The 24,664-nt window shown below is 69.6% G+C and carries 24 protein-coding genes; 11 read left to right on the top strand and 13 right to left on the bottom strand.

The features are described from left to right. Together AAHM41_RS17245 and AAHM41_RS17240 are read left to right on the top strand one after the other, a co-directional pair. A partial coding sequence (locus tag AAHM41_RS17245; RefSeq protein ID WP_342237797.1) for an SEL1-like repeat protein occupies positions 1–1,585 on the top strand: 1,585 nt, incomplete at its 5' end. Between the two features lie 83 nt (positions 1,586–1,668). Beyond that, positions 1,669–2,274 carry a hypothetical protein gene (locus AAHM41_RS17240; protein WP_342237796.1) on the top strand — a complete coding sequence of 202 codons (606 nt, stop codon included), beginning with the start codon at positions 1,669–1,671 and terminating at the stop codon, positions 2,272–2,274. A gap of 222 nt (positions 2,275–2,496) precedes the next feature. Here the strand turns inward: AAHM41_RS17240 and AAHM41_RS17235 are convergent, their stop codons facing one another. Then, entirely contained in the window at positions 2,497–3,528 is a 1,032-nt protein-coding gene (locus AAHM41_RS17235; protein WP_342237795.1) for an AI-2E family transporter, read from the bottom strand. Positions 3,529–3,672: 144 nt separating this feature from the next. On the opposite strand from AAHM41_RS17235, the gene AAHM41_RS17230 reads away from it, so the two are divergent. Then, the gene (locus AAHM41_RS17230) at positions 3,673–4,086 is read left to right on the top strand and encodes a hypothetical protein (protein ID WP_342237794.1); all 414 of its coding nucleotides are present in this window, start codon (positions 3,673–3,675) and stop codon (positions 4,084–4,086) included. 26 nt (positions 4,087–4,112) lie between these two features. On the opposite strand, the gene uxaC is transcribed toward AAHM41_RS17230, so the two are convergent. Genes uxaC through AAHM41_RS17195 form a run of 7 tightly spaced genes read right to left on the bottom strand, consistent with a single transcriptional unit; the run spans position 4,113 to position 12,075 of the window. Continuing rightward, positions 4,113–5,516: a glucuronate isomerase gene (gene uxaC, locus AAHM41_RS17225; RefSeq protein WP_342237793.1), complete on the bottom strand. Its 1,404-nt coding sequence runs from the start codon at positions 5,514–5,516 to the stop codon at positions 4,113–4,115. Next, a complete protein-coding gene (locus AAHM41_RS17220; RefSeq protein ID WP_342237792.1) occupies positions 5,513–6,595 on the bottom strand; it encodes a Gfo/Idh/MocA family protein in 1,083 nt (360 codons plus the stop codon). Before AAHM41_RS17220 ends, uxaC begins: the two co-directional genes overlap by 4 nt. A 2-nt stretch (positions 6,596–6,597) precedes the next feature. Further along, complete coding sequence (locus AAHM41_RS17215) at positions 6,598–7,614, bottom strand: Gfo/Idh/MocA family protein (protein WP_342237791.1); 1,017 nt, start codon at positions 7,612–7,614, stop codon at positions 6,598–6,600. 13 nt (positions 7,615–7,627) lie between these two features. Next, complete coding sequence (locus tag AAHM41_RS17210) at positions 7,628–8,491, bottom strand: carbohydrate ABC transporter permease (RefSeq protein ID WP_342237790.1); 864 nt, start codon at positions 8,489–8,491, stop codon at positions 7,628–7,630. Beyond that, positions 8,484–9,416: a carbohydrate ABC transporter permease gene (locus AAHM41_RS17205; RefSeq protein WP_342237789.1), complete on the bottom strand. Its 933-nt coding sequence runs from the start codon at positions 9,414–9,416 to the stop codon at positions 8,484–8,486. The genes AAHM41_RS17210 and AAHM41_RS17205 overlap by 8 nt, the downstream gene beginning before the upstream one ends. Before the next feature lie 4 nt (positions 9,417–9,420). Further along, positions 9,421–10,716: an ABC transporter substrate-binding protein gene (locus AAHM41_RS17200; RefSeq protein WP_342237788.1), complete on the bottom strand. Its 1,296-nt coding sequence runs from the start codon at positions 10,714–10,716 to the stop codon at positions 9,421–9,423. A gap of 60 nt (positions 10,717–10,776) precedes the next feature. Then, positions 10,777–12,075, bottom strand: a complete 1,299-nt coding sequence (locus AAHM41_RS17195; RefSeq protein WP_342237787.1) for an ABC transporter substrate-binding protein — start codon at positions 12,073–12,075, stop codon at positions 10,777–10,779. Between the two features lie 221 nt (positions 12,076–12,296). Here AAHM41_RS17195 and AAHM41_RS17190 point away from each other — a divergent pair, with 221 nt between their 5' ends. The 7 genes from AAHM41_RS17190 to AAHM41_RS17160 all read left to right on the top strand — a co-directional run bounded on the left by AAHM41_RS17190 (position 12,297) and on the right by AAHM41_RS17160 (position 20,104). Next, a complete protein-coding gene (locus tag AAHM41_RS17190) occupies positions 12,297–12,977 on the top strand; it encodes a TetR/AcrR family transcriptional regulator (RefSeq protein ID WP_342237786.1) in 681 nt (226 codons plus the stop codon). 112 nt (positions 12,978–13,089) lie between these two features. Next, complete coding sequence (locus AAHM41_RS17185) at positions 13,090–14,241, top strand: Gfo/Idh/MocA family protein (RefSeq protein WP_342237785.1); 1,152 nt, start codon at positions 13,090–13,092, stop codon at positions 14,239–14,241. A 3-nt stretch (positions 14,242–14,244) separates the two neighbouring features. Continuing rightward, on the top strand, positions 14,245–15,414 hold the full coding sequence (locus AAHM41_RS17180) for a dihydrodipicolinate synthase family protein (protein ID WP_342237784.1): 1,170 nt from the start codon (positions 14,245–14,247) through the stop codon (positions 15,412–15,414). 193 nt (positions 15,415–15,607) lie between these two features. Continuing rightward, complete coding sequence (locus AAHM41_RS17175; protein ID WP_342237783.1) at positions 15,608–17,023, top strand: enolase C-terminal domain-like protein; 1,416 nt, start codon at positions 15,608–15,610, stop codon at positions 17,021–17,023. A 3-nt stretch (positions 17,024–17,026) separates the two neighbouring features. Continuing rightward, entirely contained in the window at positions 17,027–17,854 is an 828-nt protein-coding gene (locus tag AAHM41_RS17170; RefSeq protein WP_342237782.1) for a sugar phosphate isomerase/epimerase family protein, read from the top strand. A gap of 18 nt (positions 17,855–17,872) precedes the next feature. Then, complete coding sequence (locus AAHM41_RS17165; RefSeq protein WP_342237781.1) at positions 17,873–19,096, top strand: Gfo/Idh/MocA family protein; 1,224 nt, start codon at positions 17,873–17,875, stop codon at positions 19,094–19,096. A gap of 99 nt (positions 19,097–19,195) precedes the next feature. Next, positions 19,196–20,104 carry a DMT family transporter gene (locus AAHM41_RS17160; RefSeq protein ID WP_342237780.1) on the top strand — a complete coding sequence of 303 codons (909 nt, stop codon included), beginning with the start codon at positions 19,196–19,198 and terminating at the stop codon, positions 20,102–20,104. 13 nt (positions 20,105–20,117) lie between these two features. Here the strand turns inward: AAHM41_RS17160 and AAHM41_RS17155 are convergent, their stop codons facing one another. The 4 genes from AAHM41_RS17155 to AAHM41_RS17140 all read right to left on the bottom strand — a co-directional run bounded on the left by AAHM41_RS17155 (position 20,118) and on the right by AAHM41_RS17140 (position 23,204). Next, a complete protein-coding gene (locus AAHM41_RS17155) occupies positions 20,118–20,960 on the bottom strand; it encodes a hypothetical protein (protein ID WP_342237779.1) in 843 nt (280 codons plus the stop codon). A gap of 204 nt (positions 20,961–21,164) precedes the next feature. Further along, positions 21,165–21,710 (bottom strand): hypothetical protein, encoded by a 546-nt coding sequence (locus AAHM41_RS17150; protein WP_342237778.1) that lies wholly within the window; start codon positions 21,708–21,710, stop codon positions 21,165–21,167. 182 nt (positions 21,711–21,892) lie between these two features. Further along, on the bottom strand, positions 21,893–22,306 hold the full coding sequence (locus AAHM41_RS17145) for a GFA family protein (protein ID WP_342237777.1): 414 nt from the start codon (positions 22,304–22,306) through the stop codon (positions 21,893–21,895). Between the two features lie 22 nt (positions 22,307–22,328). Beyond that, entirely contained in the window at positions 22,329–23,204 is an 876-nt protein-coding gene (locus tag AAHM41_RS17140) for an NAD(P)-dependent oxidoreductase (protein WP_342237776.1), read from the bottom strand. A 136-nt stretch (positions 23,205–23,340) separates the two neighbouring features. Here AAHM41_RS17140 and AAHM41_RS17135 point away from each other — a divergent pair, with 136 nt between their 5' ends. Then, a complete protein-coding gene (locus tag AAHM41_RS17135; protein WP_342237775.1) occupies positions 23,341–23,703 on the top strand; it encodes a winged helix-turn-helix transcriptional regulator in 363 nt (120 codons plus the stop codon). 9 nt (positions 23,704–23,712) lie between these two features. Here the strand turns inward: AAHM41_RS17135 and AAHM41_RS17130 are convergent, their stop codons facing one another. After that, positions 23,713–24,618, bottom strand: a complete 906-nt coding sequence (locus tag AAHM41_RS17130; RefSeq protein ID WP_342237774.1) for a LysR family transcriptional regulator — start codon at positions 24,616–24,618, stop codon at positions 23,713–23,715. Between the last annotated feature and the right edge of the window lie 46 nt (positions 24,619–24,664).

Raw genomic sequence — 24,664 nt, 5'->3', positions numbered from 1 at the left:
GGCGGGGGCGGCGGCCCCCCCCCGCGCGCCCGCGGCGGTACGCCTGTACCGCCTGGCCGCGGAGCAGGGCTACATCCCGGCCCAGAACAGCCTCGGCTACATGGCCGAGAACGGCCGCGGCGGGGCCGTGGACTACGCCGCCGCGGCCTATTGGTATGGCCGCTCCGCCGGGTCCGGTTCCGCCGTCGGCCGGCGCCTGCTGGGCAACCTGTATTATTCCGGCCGCGGCGTGCCGCAGGACGATGCCGAGGCGGTGCGGCTCTACCGCGTGGCCGCCGAGCAGGGCGATGCCGAGGCCCGCACCAATCTCGGCTGGATGCACGAGGTCGGTCGCGGCGTGCCCGAGGACGAGGCCGAGGCCGCCCGGCTGTACCGCCTGGCGGCCGATCAGGAGCTGGCCCGGGCGCAGACCAACCTGGCCTTCCTGTATGCCGGCGGCCACGGCGTGGCCCGGGATGATGCCGAGGCGGTGCGCTGGTATCGCCGTGCAGCGGCGCAGGGCTATGCCCGCGCCGAGGCCGAGCTCGGCGCCATGTACGACACCGGCCGCGGCGTGGCCGAGAACGACGCCAAGGCGATGCGTTGGTACCGCCTGGCCGCCAAGCAGGGCTACGCCGAGGCTCAGAACGGCATCGGCATCCTGTACGACATCGGCAAGGGCGTGGCCGAGGACGATGCCGAGGCCGCACGCTGGTACCGGCTGGCCGCCGACCAGGGCTACGCCCACGCTCAGAGCAACCTCGCCTGGATGTATGAGAGCGGCCGCGGCGTGGCGCAGGATCTGGCCGAGGCCGCCCGTCTGTACCGCCTCGCCGCCGAGCGGGGCATCGCGCGGGCCCGGACCAATCTCGCCGGTCTCTATCGCGACGGGCAGGGCGTGCCGCAGGACGACAGCGAGGCCATCCGCTGGTATCGCCTGGCCGCCGAGCAAGGCTATGCCCGCGCCGAGGCCAACCTCGGCTGGATGCATGAGCGCGGCCGCGGCGTGCCGGAGGACGATGCCGAAGCGGCACGCTGGTATCGCCGTTCGGCCGAGCGGGGCTATGCCTATTCCCAGCTCAATCTTGGCCTGATGTACGAGCAGGGCCGCGGCGTGCCGCAGGACGACGTCAAGGCGCTGCGCCTGTACCGCCTGGCCGCCGACCAGGGCGATGCCGAGGCCGCCTTCCATCTCGGCTGCCATTTCAAGGCCGGGCGCGGCGTGGCGCAGGACGATGCCGAGGCGCTGCGCTGGTTCCGCATCGCCGCCGAGAAGGGCAACCCCGAGGCGCAGAGCGAGCTGGGCATCGCCTATGAGACCGGCCGCGGCGTCGCCCGCGACGAGACCGAGGCGGTGATCTGGTTCGCGCGGTCGCTGGCGGAGGAGGACGACGTGCCGCGCTACGCCGCCGCGCTGCTCGGCGCCCGGTCGCCGACCGCCAAGGTCGCGGCGGCGCTGCGGCTGCTGGCGACGCTCGGCTACGCCTCCGACGATGCCGCCGAGGCTTTCCGCCGCGCCGAGGGGCTGCCGCCGTCCGACGGCGTCGACGACGCGCTGCTGATCGCCCTGGCGCGGAAGGCGCGGCAGGCCGGCCCTTCGTCCTGAGGGCGAATTCATGTAACCGCCGGCCTGGTGCGGGCGTACGGGTCTCTCGAAGGGGGCGTCGACGCTCCAGCGAGGACAGCATCATGAAGCGCAGCGCGATCGCGGGCCTGGCCCTGTTCGCAGCCCTGTCGGCCCTGCCGGCCATGGCCCAGAGCCAGCCCCAGCAGCGCATCCGCGGCACCATCGCGGCGATGGACGGGCCGGTCATGACCATCGCCGCCCGCGGCGGCAGCACCGCCACCGTCACCCTGGCCGACGACGCCATGGTGCGGACCATCGCCCCGGCCGACATCCGCGACATCAAGCCCGGCAGCTATATCGGCAGCGCCGCCATGCCGCAGCCCGACGGCAGCCTGCGGGCGCTGGAGGTGCAGGTGTTCCCGGAGAGCATGCGCGGCGTCGGCGAAGGCCAGCACCCGTTCGACCTGAAGCCCGGCAGCACCATGACCAACGCCACGGCCGGCGATGTCGAAGGCACCGATGGCCGGGTGGTGACGCTGCGCTACCAGGGCGTCGAGACCAAGCTGACGGTGCCGCCCGACGTGCCGGTGATCACCTATGAGCCGGGCAGCCGCGACCAGCTGACCAAGGGCGCCCATGTCATCGTCAGCGCGGTCAAGGGTGCCGACGGGTCGCTGGTCTCGCACGCGGTCCAGGTCGGCAAGGACGGGCTTGTGCCGCCGATGTAGCCCGGCGCGTCGGCCCCTACACCGTCATGGCGAGCGAAGCGTGGCCATCCAGTCCCGCAGCCGGAGCGCTGGCCCGACCATTCTGGATGGCCACGCCCCTTCGGGGCTCGCCATGACGGATGTTGATTTGATCTGGAGAGCAGCCACCTGCCTCATACATCGTCATAGCGAGCGAAGCGTGGCCATCCAGTCCCACAGCCGGAGCTGGCCCGACCCTCCGCCTCAGATCAGCTTGCTCCGTCCCAGCTCGGCCTTGAGATAGGCGTAGAACACCGGCGCCGCGATCACGCCCGGCACGCCGAAGGCCGCCTCCATCAGCAGCATCGAGATCAGGATCTCCCAGGCCCGGGCGTGGATCTGGGTACCGACGATCTTGGCGTTGATGAAGTATTCCAGCTTGTGGATGATCACCAGGAAGGCCAGCGACGCCGCAGCGACATAGACCGACAGGCTGAGGCTGATCACCACGATCACGGTGTTTGAGATCAGGTTGCCGATCACCGGCAAGAGGCCGACGACGAAGGTGACCACGATCATGGTCTTGGTCAGCGGCAGGTGGACGCCGAACGCCGGCAGGACCACGACCAGGTAGATCGCCGTCAGCGCGGTGTTGAGGGCCGAGATCCGCACCTGGGCGAAGACGACGCGGCGGAACGACAGGGCGAGCAGCCGGGCCCGCTCCCCCAGCGCCCGGGCCAGCGGCCCGCGCCCCGGCTTCTCGGTCAGGTCGGCGATGGCGATCATGCCGCCGATCACCAGGCCGATGACGATGTGGACCAGGATGCGCCCGACATCGGTGGTGAGCCGCAGCAGGTCCCGCGAATGGTCGCGCAGCGACTGCGCCAGCATGGTGTCGAGATCCTGCCCGCTGGCCGGGATATAGGCGACGATCCAGGGCGGCAGCTGCTGGCTCACCTCCTCCACCGCCTCGGCCATCTTGCGCATCACCGCGACCAGCCCCTCCTGCCGGGTGGTGAGCAGGGAGATCAGCTCGATCACGCCGAAGATCACGGCCAGGCTCAGCACCGCCGTCAGCAGGCCGAGGGCGATGATGCGGCCGATGTTGTGCATGGCGCCGAAGCGGCGGAACACCGGCGCCACGGCATGCACCAGCTCATGGATCAGCAGGCCCGCCAGCAGGGCGGCGAGCAGGCCGAACCACAGGCTGCCGAACAGGGCAAGACCGGCGAGGATCTGGGCCGAAATCTCGATGCGACGCTCCCGGGGGGCGGGATGTACGGCCGCAGGGACCACAGCCGGAACGTCCTCGCTTCGGCCGGGCTGAAAATTCATGATGGGAAAGCCTGTTCTCGACGGGTGCGCACGCAAAAGGTACCAGGCCGACTCCGGACCTTTATCGGACAAAAGTCAATCAAACGCTGTGGGCGAGGCCCCGACATGAACGACCCGATCGGCGACCGTTGCCTCGACGAGATCGAACGCCTGCACCGGTTCTTCGAGCGCTGGCTCGGCGACGCCGCGACCGATCCGGCGGAGTTCGCCCGGAACGAGCCGGTCTGGCCCTCCGACTTCACGCTGATCACCCCGGACGGCGCGGTGCTGGACCGCGCCGCGGTGATCGGCTGGCTGCGCCAGGCGCGCGGGGTGCATGCCGACCCGGCCGCGCCGTTCCGGATCGAGATCCGCGACGCCGCCATGCGCCTCGTCCTGCCCGGCGGCTTCCGCCTCTGCACCTATGACGAATGGCAGAGCGTCCGCGGCGTGGAGAGCCTGCGGCGGTCGACCGCCCTGCTGGAAGCCCGGGAGGATGTGGTGCTGTGGCGGTACCTGCAGGAGACCTGGGCCGGCTGATCTCGATCTCCTGCAGGGCCCGGTCCTCAAAGCTTGTACGCCGCCTTGGGCAGGCGGTAGGCGAGGTCGATCGCGACCTCCGCCGCCTCGTCCTCGTCCAGCCGGTGCTCGGCCACCAGCTGGGCCAAATAGCGGCAGTCGATGCGCCGAGCGACGTCGTGCCGGGCCGGGATCGACGGGAAGGCGCGGGTGTCGTCGTTGAAGCCGACGGTGTTGTAGAAGCCCGCCGTCTCGGTCGCCAGCTCGCGGAAGCGCAGCATCCCCTCCGGGCTGTCGAAGAACCACCAGGGCGGGCCGAGACGCAGGGTCGGGTAGTGCCCGGCCAGCGGCGCCAGCTCGCGCGCATAGGTGCTCTCGTCCAGCGTGAACAGGATCACCGACAGGTCCCGCTCGTTGCCGAAGCGGTCGAGCAGCGGCTTGAGCGCCCGGACATAGTCGGTGCGGGTCGGGATGTCGGCACCCTTGTCGCGGCCGAACTCGCGCTGCAGCGTCGGGTTGTGGTTGCGGAACGAGCCCGGGTGAATCTGCATCACGAGGCCGTCCTCGAGGCTCATCCGCGCCATCTCGGTCAGCATCTGGGCCCGGAACAGCTCGGCGTCCTGCGGCTCGAAATGGCCGGAGACGATCTTCTCGAACAGCGTCACCGCCGGCACCGGGTCGAGATCGGCCGTCGCCGCGGTCGGGTGGCCGTGATCGGTCGAGGTCGCGCCCATCTGCTTGAAATAGGCGCGGCGGTTGGCCAGGGCGGCGAGGTAGCCGCGCCAGGAATGCGTGTCCTCGCCGGTGATCTCGCCGAGGCGCTGCAGCCCCTCGCGGAAGCCGTCGAACTCCGGGTCCACCACCGGGTCGGGCCGGAAGGCGGTGACCACCCTGCCCTTCCAGCCGCTGTCGCGGATCGTGCGGTGGTGGTCGAGCGGGTCGAGCGGCGATTCCGTGGTGGCGATGACCTCGAGGTTGAAGCGCTCGAACAGCGCCCGGGGGCGGTAGTCCGGCCGTGCCAGGCGGTCGGCGATGCGGTCGTAGATCCGGTCGGCGCTGGCCGGCGTCAGCCGCTCCTCCACCCCGAACAGGGTCTCGAAGGTGTGGTCGAGCCACATCCGGGTCGGGGTGCCGCGGAACAGGTGCCAGTGCTCGGCGAAGCGGCGCCAGATCGCCCGCGGATCGGTCTCGACCGGTCCGCCGTCGCGCCGCTTCACGCCGAGATCCTCCAGCCGCACCCCCTGGCTGTAGAGCATGCGGAAGATGTAGTGGTCCGGGATGATCAGCAGCGACGCCGGGTCCGCGAACGCCTCGTTCTTCGCGTACCAGACGGGATCGGTGTGACCGTGCGGGCTGATCAGCGGCAGGCCGGCGACCTCGGCATAGAGGCGCCGGGCGATGCCGCGCTGGGTGGGGTCCGGTGAAAAGAGACGGTCCGGGTGCAGGCTCATGCGACGGCTTTCGGCTGCGGACGCCAATCGGCGTATTTGGGATGGTCGCGGCCGATCGGCAGATCGACGGCCACGCCGGTCTCCGCAGAATGGAACAGCGCCGTCGCCAGTTCCAGCGACCGGCGCGCGTCGTCCAGCGTCACCGGCAGCGGCCCCCCGGTCTCCAGTGCCTTGTGGTAGCGGCCGAGCTGGCCGGCGAAGCGCGACGGCACCGTCTCCCACTCGGCCAGCGCGCCCTCGATCCGCTGGGCGATCTCCGGCGAGGCCGGGGTGATCTGCCAGGGCGCGTCGCCCGGGGCATAGGGCTTCAGCCCGCTCTCGAAGGTGACGTTCTCGAAGCAGAAGCGCAGCCGGCTAATCTCGACCTGCGAGCCGAGGGTGGCGGCCAGCGAGACCAGCGCGCCGCTCTGCATCGCCACGCTGGCGACGGCGCAGTCCTCGACCTCGATCGGGTTCACCCGGGTGGCGGTGCGGCAGTAGACCGAGGCCACCGGCCCCAGCAGATAGGTCATGATGTCGTGCGAATGGATGGCATGGGTCAGCAGCACGCCGCCCAGCTCGGTGTCGAGCCGGCCGCGCCAGGGCACCGAATAGTATTTGGCGCCGCGGTTCCAGGCCGTCTCCACCGTGGCGAGATAGGGCTTGCCGGCGATGCCGGCCTCGACGATGCGCTTGGCCTTCTGCAGCCCGTCGCCATAGCGGTACTGGAAGATCGGCATCACCCGGCCCGGCGCCTCGGCTTCGGCCTTCGCCACCCGGTCGAGATCGGCCAGCGACCCGACCAGCGGCTTCTCGCAGACCACCTGCTTGCCGGCGTCGAGCGCCGCCAGGATCTGGCCGATATGCACGGTCGGCGGGGTGCAGATGTCGACCACCTCGATCTCCCGCATGCGCAGGATCTCGTCGAAGCGGGTGGTCCGCACCGGGATGTCGAACTCGTCGCCGATCTCGGCCAGGCGCTCCGGGTTCAGGTCGCAGATCGCCTCGACCCGGAACTTGTCCGGGTGCTCGGCATAGCCTTCGGCGATGTGGCCGCGGCCGACGCCGAGGCCGATCACGGCAACGTTACGAACCGTCATTCCTACGCCCTCCGTCCGGCGGTCGCTTCCGCCATCGCCTGCGCCGTCAGCGCCAGCTCCATCGCCTTGAAGCAGTGCTCCTGGGTCATCGCCGTCTCCGTCCGCTCCAGCACGTCGGCGACCAGTTGCCGGCCGAAGGGCAGCTCGACGCCGCTGCAGTCGATCCGCTGCAGGCCCTTCTGGTCGACCAGGATCAGGTGGTCGGTGCCGGGCTGGCCGGTCGGGTCGACATATTTGCGCAGCTCGATATAGCCCTCGGTGCCGAGGATGGTCAGCCGCCCGTCGCCCCAGGTCGGCAGCCCGTCCGGGGTGAACCAGTCGATCCGGATGTAGCCGGTGGCGTCGGGGCTGCGCAGCAGCGCCTCGCCGAAATCCTGCAGCTCCGGCGTCTCCGGGTTGCCGCGGTTGGCGACCGCGGCCGAGGCGACCTCGACATCGAGCGTGCCGGCGAAGAACAGGAACTGCTCGAACTGGTGCGAGGCGATGTCGGTCAGGACGCCGCCGTAGCGCGCCCGCTTGAAGAACCAGTCGGGGCGCGTCTTGGCGTTGAGGCGGTGCGGCCCGAGGCCGACGGTGTTGATCACCTTGCCGATCGCTCCGGCCTGCACCAGCTCGCCGGCCTTGATGGTCGACCGGGTCTGGAAATGCTCGGAGTAGCAGATCGAGTAGATCCGGCCGGTCTCGGCCTGCACCCGCCGCACCTCGGCCAGCTGCTCCAGCGAGGTCATGCCCGGCTTGTCGGAGAGGTAATCCTTGCCGGCCCGCATCACGGCGATGCCGAGCGGCGCCCGGTCGGCCGGGATGCCGGCCGAGGTGACCAGCCGGATCGACGGGTCGTCCAGGATGGCGCGCGGGTCGGAGACGCGCTTCGCCTGCGGGTAGCGGGTCTGGAACGGGCCGGCGAGGTCGTCCTCCGGCGCGTGGAAGGCGACGAACTCGCCCCCGGCGCCGAGCAGCGCGTCGACCTGCCCGAAGATGTGGTTGTGGTTGATGCCGATGGCGGCGAAACGGATGGTCATGAGAGGTCCCGGATCAGCGTTTGAGGCCGGTGGTGGCGACGCCCTCGATCAGAAGGCGCTGGAAGAACAGGAAGAACACGAACACCGGCAGCAGGGTCAGGACGGACATGGCGAACAGCGCGCTCCAATCCGACTTGCCGGTGGAATCGACGAAGTTCCTGAGGCCGAGCTGGACCGTGTAGGAGCCCATGTCGTTCAGGTAGATCAAGGGCGCGAAGAAGTCGTCCCAGGTCCAGATGAAGGAGAAGATCGCCGCCGTGGCCAGCACCGGCTTCGACAGCGGCATGATGATCTTCCAGTAGATCTTCCAGGGGCTGCAGCCGTCCATCATCGCCGCCTCGTCCAGCTCGCGCGGCAGGCCGCGGAAGAACTGCACCATCAGGAAGATGAAGAAGGCGTCGGAGGCGAGGTATTTCGGCACCACCAGCGGCAGGAAGGTGTCGACCCAGTCGAGCTGCAGGAACAGCACGTATTGCGGGATCAGGGTCACGTGATACGGCAGCATCAGCGTGCCCAGCATCAGCGCGAACCAGAAGTTGCGCCCCGGGAAGCGCAGCCGGGCGAAGGCGAAGGCGGTCAGCGAGCAGGCGAAGACGTTGCCGACCACCGACAGCCCCGAGATCACCGCCGAGTTCCAGAAGAACTGGCCGAAGCTGATGTCGAGCCCGCTCCAGCCCCGGACATAGGCGTCGAGGCTGAAGCTCTCCGGCCACAGCGAGGCCGAGGAGAAGATCTGGCTGTCGTCCTTGAACGAGCTGGCGAGCATCCACAGCAGCGGATACAGCATCGCCAGCGACGCGGCGCACAGCGCGATGTGGATCAGCAGCGACCGCGACAGCGGGCGGCGGGCCGGGCTTTCGAGGGCGATGTCACTCATCGTAATGCACCCAGTAGCGGGCCGAGAGGAAGGAGAAGGCGGTGAACAGCGCGATGATCACCACCAGCACCCAGGCCAGCGCCGAGGCGTAGCCCATGCGGAAATTGCTGAAGGCTTCCTGGTACAGGTACAGGGTGTAGAACAGGGTGGAGTCGATCGGCCCGCCCGTGCCTTCGCTGATGATGAAGGCCGGGGTGAAAGCCTTGAACGCCTCGATCGTCTGGATCACCGCGTTGAAGAACACCACCGGGGTCAAGAGCGGCAGGGTGATGCGCCAGAACTGGTGCCAGGGCCTGGCGCCGTCGATCGCCGAGGCCTCGTACAGGTCGCGCGGGATCTGGCGCAGCCCGGCGAGGAAGATGATCATCGGCGAGCCGAACTGCCAGATGCTGAGGACGACCAGCGTCGACAGCGCGTAGTTCGGGTTGGAGATCCAGCTCGGCCCGTGGATGCCGAACAGGGCCAGGAACTGGTTGACCAGGCCGCTGCCGGCGAAGAGCTGGCGCCACAGCACGGCGATGGCGACGCTCGCGCCCAAGAGCGACGGCAGGTAGAACAGGGCGCGGTACACCGGCAAGCCCGCGATGCCCTTGTTCAGCAGCATCGCCACGCCGAGGGCGAAGGCCAGCTTCAAGGGCACCGCGAACAGCACAAACAGGAAGGTGACCTTCATCGAGGACAGGAACTTCGGATCGGCGGTGGCGATCCGGACGTAGTTCGCCGCCCCGACCCAGTTCGGACTCTGCAGCAGGTCGAAATCGGTGAAGGACAGGTAGAGCGAGACCAGGATCGGCCCGGCGGTCAGGCCGATGAATCCGATCAGCCATGGCGTCAGGAACATGTAGCCCGAGAGGGTGCGGGATGTGATCCGCCGCCTCCCTCGCGCCCGTTCCACCCTGCCTGAGGCCTGCACCGCAACAGTCATGGCGTCACCCGCGATCGAGAATGCTGTTGGCTTCGTCGACGAACTGCTTGGCGGCGTCGGCCGGGGCCGCCTGGTCGAAGCCGACCTGCTCGTTGACCCGCTTCAGCAGGAAGTTGATCTCACCCGCGCCCTTCGGCGGCGACGGCGGCAGGTCGCCGACCTTGTCGGTGATGAAGGAGACGTAGTCGAGCATCGCCCGGCTGAGCTCGTCGAGGGTCGGCGCCACCGCCTCGCGCAGCGTCTTCGACGCCGGCACGCCGCGCTCGACGCCGAGCACCTTCCCGGCCTCGACATCGGTGACATAGAAATTGGCGACGCGCACCGCCTCCTCGGCGATCTGGCTGCGCGCCGCGATGCTGAACAGCATCGAGGGCTTCAGATACTGCCCGGGCTTGGCCCCGGGGCCGCCGCTCGGCTGCATCGTCATCTTCAGCTTGGTCTTGCTGAGCACCTGATGCGCCACCAGTTGGTTCGAGTTGGTGATGATCGCGGCGGAATGGAGGAGGGCCAGCATGCTGGTCTCCGGCGACTGCTTGTCCAGCGCCTGGATGTCGGCCGGCGGGATCGCCTTCTTCTGCCGCAGCTCATGCCAGAAGCCGAACCATTCGGTCATGACCTCGACGTCGAAGCCGGGACGGCCCTCGGCGGTGTAGAGCGCCTTGCCCTTCTGCCGCAGCCAGCAGTCGAGCGCCGGCTCGATGCCGCCGCAGTCGCCGATGCCCCAGAACCCGTCGCGCTTCGAAGCCTGGGCGACCTTGAGCGACCAGTCGCCCCATTGCGCCCAGCTCCACTCCCATGTCGGCTCCTCGACCCCGATCTGCTGCAGCGTCTCGGCGTCGTAGACGATGGCGGTCGAGTTGTTGCCGAGATTGACGCCGTAGAGCTTGCCCTCGACCCGGCCGCAATCGATCGCCGGCTTGCCGAAATCCTCGATCTTCAGGACCGACGGCATGTACTCGTCGAGCGGCAGCAGCGCGCCGCGCCGCGCGTATTCGACGATGTAGCGGTAATCCATCTGGATCACGTCCGGCGCGTTGCGGCCGGCGGTCTGGGTGGCCAGGCGCGGCCAGTAGTCGGGCCAGCCCAGCGTCTCGCCGTTGATCGACGTGCCGGGATGCGCGGCCTCGTACAGCTTGTTGACCTTGTTGGTGCGGTCGGCCCGCTCCTTCGAGCCCCACCAGAACATGCGCACGCGCTTGTCCTGGGCCAAAGCCGGCATGGACAGCCCGGAGGCAGCCATTCCGCCCAGGGCGGCGCCCAGCTTCAGCACCTGTCTGCGGTTGGTGATCAGTCTCGCCATCTCGTGTTCCTCCTGTCGTTCGCGCCTCTTCTCTCCGAAGGCGCTGGGTGTTGTGGGGGGTCAGCCGCGGCCGAGGATGGCGGCAGCCTCGGTGATGAACTGGCGGCCGGCCTCTTCCGGCGAGGCCTGGCCGAAGCCGACCTGTTCGTTGATCCGCCGCAGCAGGATGCCGACCTCGCCGGTGCCCTTGGGCGGTGACGGCGGCAGCGGCGCGACCTTGTCGGCGATGAAGTCGACATAGTCGAGCATGGCCCGGTCCAGCGCCTCCAGCCCCGGCGCGATCGCGGCGCGCATCGCCGCCGAGGCCGGGATGCCGCGCTCGACCCCCAGCAGCTTCGCGGCCTCGGGGTCGGCGACGTAGAAACTCGCCACCCGCACCGCCTCCTCGGCCTGCTCGCTGCGGGCCGAGACGCTCCACAGCATCGACGGCTTCATGAACTGTCCGGGCTTGGCGTCCCGGCCGCCGCTGGGCTGCATGGTCAGGCCGAGCCTGGTCGGCACCAGCGCCTGATGTGCGACCAGCTGGTTCGAATTGGTGGAGATCGCGGCGGCATGGCCGAGGGCCAGCATCGAGGTCTCGGTCGCGCCGCCCTTGTCGAGCGCCTGGACGTCGGCCGACGGGATCGCGCCCTTCTGGCGCAGTTCGTGCCAGAAGCCGTACCAGCCGGCGGCCTCGGCCGCGCCGAAGCCGAGCTGCCCCTCGGCCGTGTACATCACCATGCCCTGCTGCCGCAGCCAGCATTCGAGAGACGGCGCCAGGCCGCCGGCGTCCTGCAGCCCCCAATAGCCGTCGCGCTTCGACGCCTGGGCGACCCGCAGCGACCAGGCGCCCCACTGGTCCCAGCTCCAGTCCCAGGCCGGGATCTCGATGCCGATCTGGCGCAGCGTCTCCTCGTCATAGACGAAAGCGGTCGAGTTGAGGCCGAGATTGACGCCGTACAGCTTGCCCTCGACCCGGCCGCAATCGATTGCCGCGGCGCCGAAATCCGCGATCGCCAGCACCGACGGCATGTAGTCGTCGAGCGGCAGCAGCAGGCCGCGCCGGGCGTATTCGACGATGTAGCCGTAATCCATCTGGATCAGGTCGGGGGCGTTGCCGCCGGCCGCCTGGGTGGCGAGGCGGGGCCAGTAGTCGGGCCAACCCATGGTCTCGCCCTTGATCGACACCGCCGGATGCGCCGCCTCGTACAGCCGGTTGGCCGCGGCGGTACGGTCGGCCCGCGCCTTCGAGCCCCACCAAGCCATGCGCAATTCGGTCTCCGCCGCCCCTGCGGGACGGGCCAGCCCGGCTGCGGCGAGACCGGCGACGCCGATCCCGACCTCCAGGGCGTGCCTGCGGGTCAACCGCAGCGGCGTCATCGCGTTCCTCCTGATGCCCTGCCCCGTCGGTCGGCCCGTCGGTCGGCGAGGCGTTGCAAGCGGTGGTCGGTTGGTGCCTGAGGCAGGCCTTCGACCGAAGGCCGGCGCGACGATTGTTATAACCAGTTGGTTACAAGCTAGATCGATGCGATGATGGCTGTCAACACGAACACCGGCAGCGACGCTGCGTCGCCTCCGGCCCTGATCGAGGCCGCCCGACCGTGAGCATCAGCGACGAGACCATCGACGCCCCGACGGAAGATAAGCCGAAACGCCCTGTCACCAAGGCCGTGCGCGACCCGGAACGCACCAGCGCCGCGATCCTCGCCGCCGCGGTCAAGGAGTTCATGGAGAAAGGGTACAGCGGCGCGCGCATCAACGAAATCGCCAAGCGCGCCGGCGCCAACAAGCGCATGCTGTACCACTATTTCGGCGACAAGGAGGCCCTGTACCTGGCGGTGCTGGAAGGCGCCTATGTCGCCATCCGCTCGGCCGAGAGCAAGCTGCATCTGGCCGACCACGACCCGGTCGAGGGCATCCGCGAACTGGCGCTGTTCACTTGGCGCTACTTCATCGACCACCCGGAATTCCTGAGCCTGCTGCAGACCGAGAACCTGATGAAGGCGCGGCACCTGAAACGCTCGGCCCGCATCTTCGACCTGCATTCGCCGCTGGTCGCCGTGATCTCCGACCTGCTCAAGCGCGGCGCGGCCAAGGGCGTGTTCCGGGCCGATGCCGACCCGGTCAAGGTCTATGTCAGCATCGCCTCGCTGGGCGCCTTCTACCTGTCGAATCGCTACACCCTGTCGACCATCTTCCGGCGTGAGCTGACCGAAACGCGCGCTTTGGCCGAATGGGGCGACCACATCGCCCACATGATCCTGGCCTCGCTGCGGCCCTGACCCCCGCGCCGGCCTCTTGACGCGCGGGCCCGATCCGTGATCCGCTAGTAACCAGTTGGTTACAACAAGGCCGGGAATTGCCGCCCGTGCCGCAACGGGAGGGAAGACCGGAATGGCCACCCAGCGCCTCGGCCTCATCATGCACGGCATCACCGGTCGCATGGGCTACAACCAGCACCTGGTGCGCTCGATCTGCGCCATCCGCGACCAGGGCGGCGTGGTGCTGCCCAATGGCGACAAGGTGATGCCCGACCCGATCCTGGTCGGCCGCAACGCCGAGAAGGTCGAGGAGCTGGCCAAGCGCCACGGCATCGCCCGCTGGGGATCCGACCTCGACAAGGCCCTGGCCAACCGCGACGACACCCTGTTCTTCGATGCCGGCTCGACCCAGATGCGGGCCGAACTGCTGACCCGCGCGATCGACGCCGGCAAGCATGTCTATTGCGAGAAGCCGATCTCCGAGACATTGGAGGTCGCCGCCAAGCTGGCCCGCCACGCCGATGCCCGCGGCATCCGCCACGGCGTGGTCCAGGACAAGCTGTACCTGCCCGGGCTGCAGAAGATCCGCATGCTGCGGGATTCCGGCTTCTTCGGCCGGATCTTCGCGGTCCGCGGCGAGTTCGGCTACTGGGTGTTCGAGGGCGACTGGCAGGCGGCCCAGCGGCCGAGCTGGAACTACCGCAAGGGCGATGGCGGCGGCATCATCCTCGACATGCTGTGCCACTGGCGCTACGTGCTGGACAACCTGTTCGGCGAGGTCAAGTCGGTCAGCTGCCTCGGCGCCACCCACATCCCGGAGCGGGTGGACGAGGCCGGCAAGCGCTACACCGCCGATGCCGACGACGCGGCCTACGCCACCTTCCAGCTCGAGGGCGGCGTGGTCGCCCACATCAATTCCTCCTGGGCCGTCCGCGTGCGGCGCGACGACCTGGTGACCTTCCAGGTCGACGGCACCCATGGCTCCGCCGTGGCCGGGCTGACCCGCTGCTTCACCCAGCACCGGGTGAACACGCCACGCCCGGTGTGGAACCCGGACCAGCCGCAGACCATGACGTTCCTGGACCAGTGGGAAGAGGTGCCGGACAACGTGGTCTACGACAACGGCTTCAAGGCGCAGTGGGAGGATTTCATCCGCCACGTCGTCGCCGGCACGCCGTGGAAGTACACGCTGTGGGAGGGCGTGAAGGGCGTGCAGCTGGCCGAGGCCGGGCTGCAGAGCTGGGCCGAGCGGCGCTGGGTCGACCTGCCGGCGCTGGAGCGCTGAGCCATGGCCGCCCTCACCCTTCCCCGCAACGGCGGCGGTCTCGAGAGCTACGCCATCCGCAACGCGCCGCTGCCGATGCCGGCGCCGGGCAGCGCCCCGGCCTTCAACCGGGTGGCCTATGCCGCGGCGCATGTCGTGGCCGACCCGCTGGCCGACAACGACCCGTGGCTGGACACGGCGGTGGACTGGGACCGCACCATCGCCTTCCGCCACTATCTCTGGGACCTCGGCCTCGGCGTCGCCGAGGCGATGGACACCGCCCAGCGCGGCATGGGGCTGGACTGGCCGACCGCCAAGGCGCTGATCGGCCGGGCCCTGGCCGGGGCGAAGGAGCGGCCGGGCGCGGTGATCGCCTGCGGCGCCGGCACCGACCACCTGCCGCCCGGCCCGGGCGTCACCATCGCCGACGTGACCGCCGCCTATGAGCAGCAGATCGAGGCGGTCGAAGGCCTGGGCGGCCGGGTGATCCTGATGGCCAGCCGGGCCTTGGCCGCCGCGGCCCGCGGGCCGGACGACTATGTCCGGGTCTATGGCCGGATCCTGTCCCAGGTGAAGCAGCCGGTGATCCTGCACTGGCTGGGCGAGATGTTCGACCCGGCGCTGGCCGGCTATTGGGGCGATGCCGACCACGACCGGGCGATGGACACCTGCCTGGCCGTGATCCGCGACAGCGCCGCCAAGGTCGACGGCATCAAGATCTCGCTGCTGTCGAAGGAGAAGGAGATCGCGATGCGCCGCCGGCTGCCGGCGGGCGTGCGCATGTACACCGGTGACGACTTCAACTATGCCGAGCTGATCGCCGGCGACGAGCAGGGTTATTCCGACGCGCTGCTGGGCATCTTCGACGCCATCGCCCCCGCCGCCTCGGCCGGGCTGGCGCGGCTGGCGGCCGGGGACGAGGCCGGGTTCCACGACATCCTGGCGCCGACCGTGCCGCTGAGCCGGCACATCTTCAAGGCGCCGACCCGCTTCTACAAGACCGGGGTCGTGTTCCTGGCCTATCTGAACGGGCTGCAGGATCACTTCCTGATGATCGGCGGCCAGCAGAGCACGCGGTCGCTGCCGCATCTGGCCGAGCTGTTCCGCCTGGCCGACGCCGCCCGCGTGCTGCGCGACCCGGACCTGGCGGTGCATCGCATGCGCAAGGTGCTGGCCGTGGGCGGGGTGGAATGACATTCGCTGGCGGGTTCCTTTTCTTGCCCCCCCTCCCCTCGCGGGAGGGGGTTGGGGGAGGGGGTTGTCGACGGCAGAGCCGCTCTCTGAATCACTTGTCGCTCCTCGCGGCGCGAGCCCCCTCCCCCTACCCCCCTCCCGCAAGGGGAGGGGGGACTCATAAGGGGAAGCCTGCGCTCGGGGAGGTCGTATCATGACCGCCCTCCGCCTGCGCGTCGTCGAGGCCCGGCTGCATGAGCGGCCGGTGCGGTTCCGGCTGCCCTTCCGCTTCGGTGCCGCCACCGTCACCGGCGCACCGCAGGCCTTCCTGCGGCTGACGGTCGAGGCCGCGGATGGCCGCCGGGCCGAGGGGCAGGCGGCCGAGCTGATGGTGCCGAAATGGTTCGACAAGGACCCGGCCCTGACCGAGCGGCAGAACTTCGACCAGCTGCGCCGGTCGCTCGCCATCGCCCGCCCGTTCTACCTGGAAGCGCCCCCTGCCCCGGCCTTCGCGCTGAGCGCCGCGATCGAGAAGCGGCAGCATGCGGCCTGCGCGGCGGAGGGGCTGGGCGGGCTGATCGCCTCCTTCGGCCTGGCCCTGTTCGACCGCGCCGTGATCGACGCGCTGTGCCGGATCGACGGGATCGACGCGGTCACGGCGGTGCGCAGCAACCGGATCGGGCTGACCGCGGCGACCGCGCCCGATCTCGGCGATTTCGACCTCGGCCGGTTCCTGGCCGGGCTGTCGCCGGCTGACCACCTGCACGCCCGCCACACGGTCGGGCTGGCCGACCCGGTCACCACCGCCGAGATCGCCGAGCGCCTGGATGACGGGCTGCCGCAGAGCCTGGAGCAGGCGGTCGCCGCCTATGGCCACACCCATTTCAAGCTGAAGCTGAGCGGCCAGGCCGAGGCGGATCTGGACCGGCTGCACCGGATCGCCGCCGTGCTGGACCGGCTGCCCGACTATCGCGTCACCCTGGACGGCAACGAGCAGTTCGCCGAGGCCGGGCCGGTCGCCGAGTTCTGGGACCGGCTCACCGCCGATCCCGCCTTGGCCCGGCTGCGTGCCGCGGTGCTGTTCCTGGAGCAGCCGATTGCCCGCGCCCGGGCGCTGGCCGAGCCGATCCACGCCCTGGCCGAGCGCGTGCCGGTCGAGGTCGACGAGTCGGATGCCAGCATCGATGTGTTCCCGCGCGCCAGGACCCTGGGCTATCGCGGCATCTCCTCGAAATCCTGCAAGGGCTTCCACCGGGCGCTGCTGAACCGGGCCCGGATCGCCAAATGGAGCGCCGAGGACGGCGTCCGCTATTTCCTGTCGGCCGAGGACCTGACCACCCAGGGCGGTGTCGCGCTGCAGCAGGATCTGGTGCTGGCGGCGCTGGGCGGCGCCGGCCATGTCGAGCGCAACGGCCACCACTATGTCGACGGCATGGCCGGCGCCCCGGCGGCCGAGCAGCGCGCCTTCCTGGACGCCCACCCCGACCTCTACGCCGAGGCCGGCGGCCGCGCCCGCCTGAGCATCCGCGGCGGGCGCCTGGCGATCGGCTCGGTGCTGGCCGCGCGCGGCCTCGGCACCGCCCTCACCCCCGACTGGTCGGCCATGGCCGACGGACCGACGGAGATCTGATCCATGGCTGAAGGTCTGTCGATCAACCTCGCCACCACCCGCATGCAATGGGACATGCGGCAGGCGGCCGAGGCCTGCCTGGGCCATGGCATCACCGCGATCGCGCCCTGGCGCGACCAGGTGCAGAAGATCGGCCTCAACGAGGCGGCGCGGATCGTGCGCGACAACGGCTTCCAGGTCACCGGCCTGTGCCGCGGCGGCATGTTCCCGGCCGGCGACCCGGAGGCGCGCCAGGCCGCGATCGACGACAACAAGCGCGCGGTCGACGAGGCGGCGGAGCTGGGGGCCGACTGCCTGGTGCTGGTGGTCGGCGGGCTGCCGGCCGGGTCGCGCGACATCGGCGCCGCCCGGCAGATGGTGGCCGACGGCATCGCCGCCATCCTGCCGCACGCCCGGGCCAGCGGCATCCCGCTGGCGATCGAGCCGCTGCACCCGATGTACGCGGCCGACCGCGCCTGCGTGAACACACTGAAGCAGGCGCTGGACATCTGCGACCTGCTGGGCGACGGCATCGGCGTCGCCATCGACGTCTACCATGTCTGGTGGGACCCGGAGCTGATGCCGCAGATCGCCCGCGCCGGGGCCGCAGGGCGCATCCTGGCACACCACATCTGCGACTGGCTGGTGCCGACCACGGACCTGCTGCTGGACCGCGGCATGATGGGCGACGGGGTGATCGACCTGCGCGGCATCCGCGCCGCGATCGAGGCCGCCGGCTTTTCGGGACCGCAGGAGGTCGAGATCTTCTCGGCCGAGACCTGGTGGAAGCGCCCGGGCGACGAGGTCTTGCGGACCTGCGTCGAGCGTTATCACTCGCATTGCACCCTGTAACGGGGTTTGGAGGCGGAAATGGGCAAGACGAGGGTCGCGCTGGTCGGAACCGGCCATCGCGGCGCCGGGACCTGGGGCCGGGAGCTGCTGGCCCAGGTCGGCGACGTGGTCGAGATGGTGGGCCTGTGCGACCAGAACCCGCTGCGGCTGGAGCGGGCGCGGGCGGCGATCGGCGTCGACGCGCCGATCTATACCGATCTCGGCGCCATGCTGCGCGAGACCCGGCCGGACCGGCTGATGGTGTGCAGCCGCGACAGCGCCCATGACGAGCACATCGTCCAGGCGCTGGAGGCCGGGGTCGACGCCATCACCGAGAAGCCGATGACGACCACGGCGGAGAAGTGCCGCCGCATCCTGGCCGCCGAGAAGCGCACCGGCCGCCGGGTCGACGTCACCTTCAACTACCGCTACGCGCCGACCTCGCAGCGGATCAAGCAGCTGCTGCTGGACGGCGCCATCGGCGACGTGGTCTCGGTCGACTTCCACTGGTATCTCGACACCAAGCACGGCGCCGACTATTTCCGCCGCTGGCACGCCTACCGCGCCAATTCGGGCAGCCTGTTCGTGCACAAGGCGACCCACCATTTCGACCTGCTGAACTGGTACCTGGCCTCGGAGCCCGAGGAGGTGTTCGCCCGCGGCGAGCTGCGCCACTACGGCAGCAAGGGCCCGTTCCGCGGCACCCGCTGCAAGGACTGTGCCCGGGCCGGGGAGTGCGACTTCCACTTCGACGTCTCGTCCGACGCCTGGCTGACCCTGCTGTACGAGGACCCGTCGCGCGAGGACGGCTATGTCCGCGACGCCTGCGTGTTCCGCGAGGACATCGACATCCCGGACACGATGAGCGCGGCGCTGCGCTACAGGAACGGCGTCCAGGTCTCCTACTCGCTCAACACCTTCATGCCGATCGAGGGCCACCATTTGGCCTTCAACGGCACCAAGGGCCGGATCGAGGTGCGGCAGTTCGAGCGCCAGCCCTGGACCACGCCGCCGGCCGACGAGATCCTGCTGATGCGCAACTTCGGCGCGGTCGAGCACATCTGGGTGCCGCAGGAGCATGGCGGCCATTGGGGCGGCGACCCGAAGATGCAGGCGATGCTGTTCCGGCCCGGCCTGCCGGACCCGCTGGGCCTGCGCGCCGATGCCCGCGCCGGAGCGCTGGCGGTGCTGTGCGGCGTCGCCGCGCTGGACAGCATCGACAGCGGCCGCAGCGTCGCCGTGGCGCCGCTGCTGGAGGGCTGAGGCTAGCCCTTCCCGCATGGCCGGAGTTCCGCCATCCTGCCGCCCCGACGGGAGGAAGCGGCGCATGATCGAACTCGACACCGGGCTGGACGGACGCGCATGAGTCCGTCCGCCGACACCGTCGCCCGCACCGGCAGCGCGCCGCTGCTGGGCCTGCTGCTGCTGTGCTCCTTCCTGTGGGCCACCGCCTATCTGCTGATGAAGGTGCTGGGGGCCGACATCGCGCCGATGCCGCTGACGGCGATCCGCGGCGTGCTGGGCGGCGGCCTGCTGGCGCTGTGGCTGCTGGCCCGCGGCCAGGGCATCCTGCCGCGCGGCCGGGAATGGCGCGACTGGATCGTGCTGGGCATCCTGCAGGGCATCGTGCCGAACACGCTGACCGCCTATGCCCTGGCCGACACCGAGGCCGGGCTGGCGGCGCTGATCGCGGCGTCGAGCCCGCTGATGGTGGCGGTGCTGGCGCACTGGCTGTTCGCCGATCAGCGCTTGACCGGCCGGCGCGCCGGCGGCGTGCTGGCCGGCTTCACCGGCATGGCGATCCTGATCGGCCCCGCCGCATTCGCCGGCAGCGGTCTGCTCGGGCCGCTGGCGATGCTGGCGACGGCCGCCAGCTATGCATTCGGCGTGATCTATGTGCGCGGCATCCCGGCGCCGCAGCCGGTGCGGCTGGCGCTGGGCCAGCAGGTCTTCTCCGGCCTGCCGACGATGATCGCGGTGCTGGCCGTGACAGGCCCGTCCGCCTTCGCCGCGGTGCCGGCGCACGGGCTGGAGCTGGTCGCTTTCGGCGTGTTCTCGACCGCGGTGCCGATCGCGCTGTACATGCAGATCCTGCGCCTGGCCGGGCCGACGCTGGGGTCGATGAACGCCTATCTGACCCCGGTCTGGACCGTGCTGCTGGGCGTGCTTGTGCTGCATGAGACCATCGGCCCGCGCGAGATCCTCGGCGGCCTGGTGGTGCTGGGCGGCATCGCCGTCGCCTCATCGGCGAATCGTCGTCGAACGGCTTGAGGCGCCTGGTCTCTCAGCTGCTGTCGAGCAGGGCCTCGGGGCCGTTCTCGAGACAGATGTCGGAGTCGAGGTCGATGGCCAGGGAGCGGCAGAGGCGGACCGTGGCCTTCTCTGTGCTGGCGGTGTCGAGCAGCGTGTCGATGTCGGGCTCCTGCAGCCGGATCGCCAGCCCGGCCTTGAGGTCGGCGATCCGGGCGGGGTCGCCGACCTCGGCGATGCACTGTTCGGTCATGGCGACGACCGCGGTCCGGCGGCGGGCGCGCTCGGCCCGGATCTCGGCCGGGGTGCCGGCCGGCAGGCCCGGGCGGCCGTTCTCGTAGCGCGGCTGCCGGCGGCGCCACTGCCGGACCAGGCCGAGACCGCAGACGAGCCCGGCCACGACCGACGGGACCGTGCGGTCCTCGACCGGGTCGTCCTGGTCGCCATAGAGTTCGACCAACGCCTCGTCGAGCTGCATCCTGAGATCGGAGAAGCGGGCGCGGTCGGTGCCACGGTCGTCCCCGATCAGGCGGATGATGACGTCCTCGACCTCTTCCCGATGGCGGGCGCGGCGAGCCTCCCGGCCGCCGTCGCGGGCGCATAGGTCCTTCACGGCGCGGGCGCGCTGGGCCAGGGTCTGGCGCACCAGATGGGCGTAGCGGGCGAAGGCGAGGCCGGGGTCCGGGGCCTGAGCCTCCGCGGACTGGGCCCCAGCCGTGGGCTGGGCCTCGGCTGCCTGGGCGGCGAGGGCGCGGGCGCCGGCCGTCTCGGCCAGCTGCATGCCGATCTCGGCCAGGCGCGTGAGCATCTCGCATTGCTGCAGGGTGCAGCCGCGGCCATAGGCCTGGGGGTTGAAATCGGCAGGGATCTCCTTCATGGAACGTATCATGAACGAAATGCCGATCGAGCGCAATGAAACATTGCGTTTACGGATTTGGTGGAACCATAGGCTTGCGCGTTCAGGCCAACCGGCAGATGCACGGCAGCAGGCTAGCCCGGAGCGTGCTTTTCAGATGACCGGCCACCGGTATTTGGGCGGCGCCAGCCACCAGCGATGGTCCGCAAGGGGCGGAAAGCGGAACTAACTCTCGTCTTTGAGTTCTCCCGTTCTGCTATCGATGATGGACTGGGCTCCAGCCTCATCCTCCAAGATGACAACACTTTGGTCGACTGTTGTCAGAGTGTCGCTCCAGGATTTCTCTCTATGCCATTCCATTCTTCCATCCTCATTCACAGAGGCGACGCCGCTTTCATACGAGACAATTAGAGTGTGGCCACAGACATCAGCTCTCAATTTATAAAATCCAGAGTCTTCATGGGCGGATCGGAACAATTGTGCCGACTCTATTAACGATGAAGAGGGCTCGTGGAGAATGAGCATTCGCGTTAAGCCGATGGCGATGACGAAATCTTTCCACTGAACGAACTCCAAAACTGGAACCAGCTTTTTGTGGTCAGATGCAAATCTGAGTTGAGCAAACGATCGCTCAACCAATTCCATGTCCCCAATGCGAAATATAACATCAGAAGGGCGACTGCCTTTATTAAATCTGGCAAAGGCATAAATCTCAGAGGTTCCTAGAGGTATCTCAACTGAACTAAGCTTCGCTTCCAAAATATCTGCCATAGATTAATTCCTTCCGGATGCATCGAGTGCACACGCTTTCCAGACTGCCATTGGCCGCCACATTTTGCATCCGCCGCGCGTATGTAGGGCGCATCGCTTCCGACGGAATGCTGTAACCTGTCCGCTTGGGGTCGAATGCGGTCGATGACGGGCGGGCTGGACGCACCGGCGATGCGCGAACCCTATTGCCGGGCGATCTCGCGGGCGCCTGACAGAGCGCACCAGCCGGGCTTGCGCGACGCCCAATAGGCCGTCGCCGGCGCGGCGAAGCCGGGGTCGGCGAAACAGCCGACCGAGACGGCGAGCATGTCGGGCGCGGCCTCGCTACGCAGGAACACCAGGCCGCCGCAGGCCGGGCAGAAACAGTGCTCGAGCCAGCGGCCGGCGTCGCTGCCGCGGCGCCACAGCCGGCGCTCGCCCTCGATCGAAACGACCGCGGCGCCGGCGAAGCGGGCCCGGACGGCGAAGGCGCTGCCGGTGGCGCGCTGGCACTCCAGGCAGCAGCAGGCATAGACGCCGAGCGGCGGGCCGGCGAGGGTCACCCGCAGGCCGCCGCAGGCGCAGGCCGCGACCCGCATCGTCCGTCCGTCGCCCATGCCCGCCTCCCCGTCCCTCGTCCTAGCCAATATACCGGCTGAGCACGGCGAAATCGTCCGCCGCATGTCCGGCCGCGATCGCCGCCCGGAACACCCGGTCGAAGGCGTCCGGCACCGTGCTGTCCAGGCCGCGCTCGCGGCACAGGTCCAGCAGCTGCCGGAACGCGCCGTGATGGGCCGAAACCGTGGCCAGCGTCGCCTCGTCCCCGGCCAGACGGCCCTGCCGGACCCGGCCGACGAGATCGGCCACGGCCAGATCGACCACCGGCTTGAACGCCTGCAGCTGCACCTCATAGGCGTCGAGCGGGATGGTCTCGGCGGCGCAGACCGCGATGCCCTGCAGCGCGCCGAACAGCGCCCCCCACATCTGCACCAGCAGGGCGGCGTCGAGCGCCGAGGCGTGGCCGGGATCCTCGCCGACATGCTGCGGGTTGCCGCCGAGCACGCGCAGCAGCGCCAGGTGCCGTTCGAACAGCCCGGCCGGGCCGGAATAGAGGATGGTCGCGCCGGGCTCGCCGATGAAATTCGGCGTCGCCATGATCGCGCCGTCGAGATAGTCGATGCCGTGCCGCGCCGCCCAGGACGCAGCCTCCCGCGCCTGGCCCGGCGAGCCGGAGGTCAGCTGCAGCAGCAGCCGGCCGCGCAGCGCCGCCTCGACCTGCGGCACCCGCAGCAGCCGGTCGCCGGCGGCATAGTCCGAGACGTTGACGATGACGATCGGCGCGGCCTCCGCCGCGGCGGCGACCGTCTCCGCCGCCTGCGCGCCGAGGGCCAGCAGGGGCGCGGTCCGCTCCGCCGTGCGGTTCCAGACGCGGGTCGGATGGCCCTGCTGCAGCAGGGCGCGCACCAGGGCGGATCCCATCCGCCCGGTGCCGATGACGGAAATCTCTGGCTTCACGCGAAGTCTCCGAATGATGGGCCTGCCTTCGAAATCTCAAATCGGCCCTGATCATTCGAAATCTACGAACAACTTGACCCCGATCAAGTACTGACAATATTATTAGAGACGCACATTGATGTAAGTATTGCGGAAAATGAAGACACATCGGAACGACGGCTGCGGCTGGAGCACCGCCCTGGCGGTGATCGGCGGCAAGTGGAAGACCGACATCCTGTGGGAGCTGCATCTCGGCCGCCGCCGATTCGGCGAGCTGCGGCGGCTGCTGCCGGGGATCAGCGAACGGATCCTGACCCTGCAGCTGCGCGAGATGGAGGCGGACGGCATCATCCGCCGCGACGTGTTCGCCGAGGTGCCGCCGCGGGTGGAGTATTCGGTGACCGAGTTCGGCCTGACGCTGAATCAGGCAGTCACCGCCATGTCGCATTGGGGCAAGGCTTTCGAGGCCAGGGCCGCCGGCCGCAGCGCCGCCGCGGCCCCGCTGTCGAAGGCGGGCTGAACGGCCGTCCTATCCGGGGCTGCGCAGCCCGGTGCGTAGGATCTCGATGAAGGCGCGCAGCGCCGGCGGCATCTGCCGGCGGCCGGGGTGGTAGAGGTAGAAGCCCGGGAAGCGCGGCGACCAGTCGCGCAGCACCCGTTGCAGCCGCCCGGCCGCGACATCGGCCTCAGCCTGGCGGTCGAGCAGATAGGCGATGCCGACACCGCCCAGCGCCGCCTGCAGCATCAGCGCGGCGTCGTTGACCACCAGCGGCCCGTCCACCGCCAGCGCGACCTCCTGCCCGCCCTGCTCGAACTCCCAGCGATAGAGGTCGCCGCCGCCCGGCCAGCGGAAGCGCAGGCAGCGGTGGCGGTGCAGGTCGGCCGGGCTGTCCGGCACGCCATGTTCCGCGAAATAGTCCGGCGTCGCCACCGCCGCCAGCTCCAGCGAACCGGTCAGCGGCACCGCCACCATGTCGCGCTCGAGCGTCTCGCCCAGCCGGATGCCGGCGTCGAAGCGGCCGGCGACGATGTCGGTGATGGTGTCGTCGACCACCACCTCCAGCTCGACCCCGGGATGAGCGCGGTGGAACCGGCCCAGCGCCGGGCCGACCAGATGCGCGGCAGCGAAGCGCGGCACGTTGATGCGCAGCCGGCCGGCGGGGGAGTCGCGGAAGCGGTTCACCTCCTGCACCGCCTGGTCGAACTCGACGAAGAGCGGGCGCAGTCGGTCCAGCAGGCGCTCCCCCGCCTCGGTCGGGGTGACGCTGCGGGTGGTGCGGTTCAAGAGGCGAACGCCCAGCCGCTCCTCCAGCCCGCGCAGGGTCTGGCTGAGGGCCGAGGGCGAGACGCCGAGGCGCTTCGCGGCTCGCGAGAAGCTCGCCGCCTCCGCCACCGCGGCGAAGGCCCGCAGCTCGGCATAGTCGCTGCCGCGCATTCTGTATGGTTTCCTTCAAGACTATTGAAGATTATGCGTCATTCCC

Source organism: Inquilinus sp. OTU3971 (genome assembly GCF_038440215.1).
The sequence above is the reverse complement of the archived record's forward strand: the minus strand, read 5'-3'. Positions and strand labels throughout refer to the sequence as shown.

Coding starts and splice junctions, on each gene's coding strand:
- AAHM41_RS17240 (WP_342237796.1), top strand. CDS start 1,669: ATGAAGCGCAGCGCGATCGCGGGCCTGGCCCTGTTCGCAGCCCTGTCG.
- AAHM41_RS17230 (WP_342237794.1), top strand. CDS start 3,673: ATGAACGACCCGATCGGCGACCGTTGCCTCGACGAGATCGAACGCCTG.
- uxaC (WP_342237793.1), bottom strand. CDS start 5,516: ATGAGCCTGCACCCGGACCGTCTCTTTTCACCGGACCCCACCCAGCGC.
- AAHM41_RS17220 (WP_342237792.1), bottom strand. CDS start 6,595: ATGACGGTTCGTAACGTTGCCGTGATCGGCCTCGGCGTCGGCCGCGGC.
- AAHM41_RS17215 (WP_342237791.1), bottom strand. CDS start 7,614: ATGACCATCCGTTTCGCCGCCATCGGCATCAACCACAACCACATCTTC.
- AAHM41_RS17210 (WP_342237790.1), bottom strand. CDS start 8,491: ATGAGTGACATCGCCCTCGAAAGCCCGGCCCGCCGCCCGCTGTCGCGG.
- AAHM41_RS17205 (WP_342237789.1), bottom strand. CDS start 9,416: ATGACTGTTGCGGTGCAGGCCTCAGGCAGGGTGGAACGGGCGCGAGGG.
- AAHM41_RS17200 (WP_342237788.1), bottom strand. CDS start 10,716: ATGGCGAGACTGATCACCAACCGCAGACAGGTGCTGAAGCTGGGCGCC.
- AAHM41_RS17195 (WP_342237787.1), bottom strand. CDS start 12,075: ATGACGCCGCTGCGGTTGACCCGCAGGCACGCCCTGGAGGTCGGGATC.
- AAHM41_RS17185 (WP_342237785.1), top strand. CDS start 13,090: ATGGCCACCCAGCGCCTCGGCCTCATCATGCACGGCATCACCGGTCGC.
- AAHM41_RS17180 (WP_342237784.1), top strand. CDS start 14,245: ATGGCCGCCCTCACCCTTCCCCGCAACGGCGGCGGTCTCGAGAGCTAC.
- AAHM41_RS17175 (WP_342237783.1), top strand. CDS start 15,608: ATGACCGCCCTCCGCCTGCGCGTCGTCGAGGCCCGGCTGCATGAGCGG.
- AAHM41_RS17170 (WP_342237782.1), top strand. CDS start 17,027: ATGGCTGAAGGTCTGTCGATCAACCTCGCCACCACCCGCATGCAATGG.
- AAHM41_RS17165 (WP_342237781.1), top strand. CDS start 17,873: ATGGGCAAGACGAGGGTCGCGCTGGTCGGAACCGGCCATCGCGGCGCC.
- AAHM41_RS17160 (WP_342237780.1), top strand. CDS start 19,196: ATGAGTCCGTCCGCCGACACCGTCGCCCGCACCGGCAGCGCGCCGCTG.
- AAHM41_RS17155 (WP_342237779.1), bottom strand. CDS start 20,960: ATGAAGGAGATCCCTGCCGATTTCAACCCCCAGGCCTATGGCCGCGGC.
- AAHM41_RS17150 (WP_342237778.1), bottom strand. CDS start 21,710: ATGGCAGATATTTTGGAAGCGAAGCTTAGTTCAGTTGAGATACCTCTA.
- AAHM41_RS17145 (WP_342237777.1), bottom strand. CDS start 22,306: ATGGGCGACGGACGGACGATGCGGGTCGCGGCCTGCGCCTGCGGCGGC.
- AAHM41_RS17135 (WP_342237775.1), top strand. CDS start 23,341: ATGAAGACACATCGGAACGACGGCTGCGGCTGGAGCACCGCCCTGGCG.
- AAHM41_RS17130 (WP_342237774.1), bottom strand. CDS start 24,618: ATGCGCGGCAGCGACTATGCCGAGCTGCGGGCCTTCGCCGCGGTGGCG.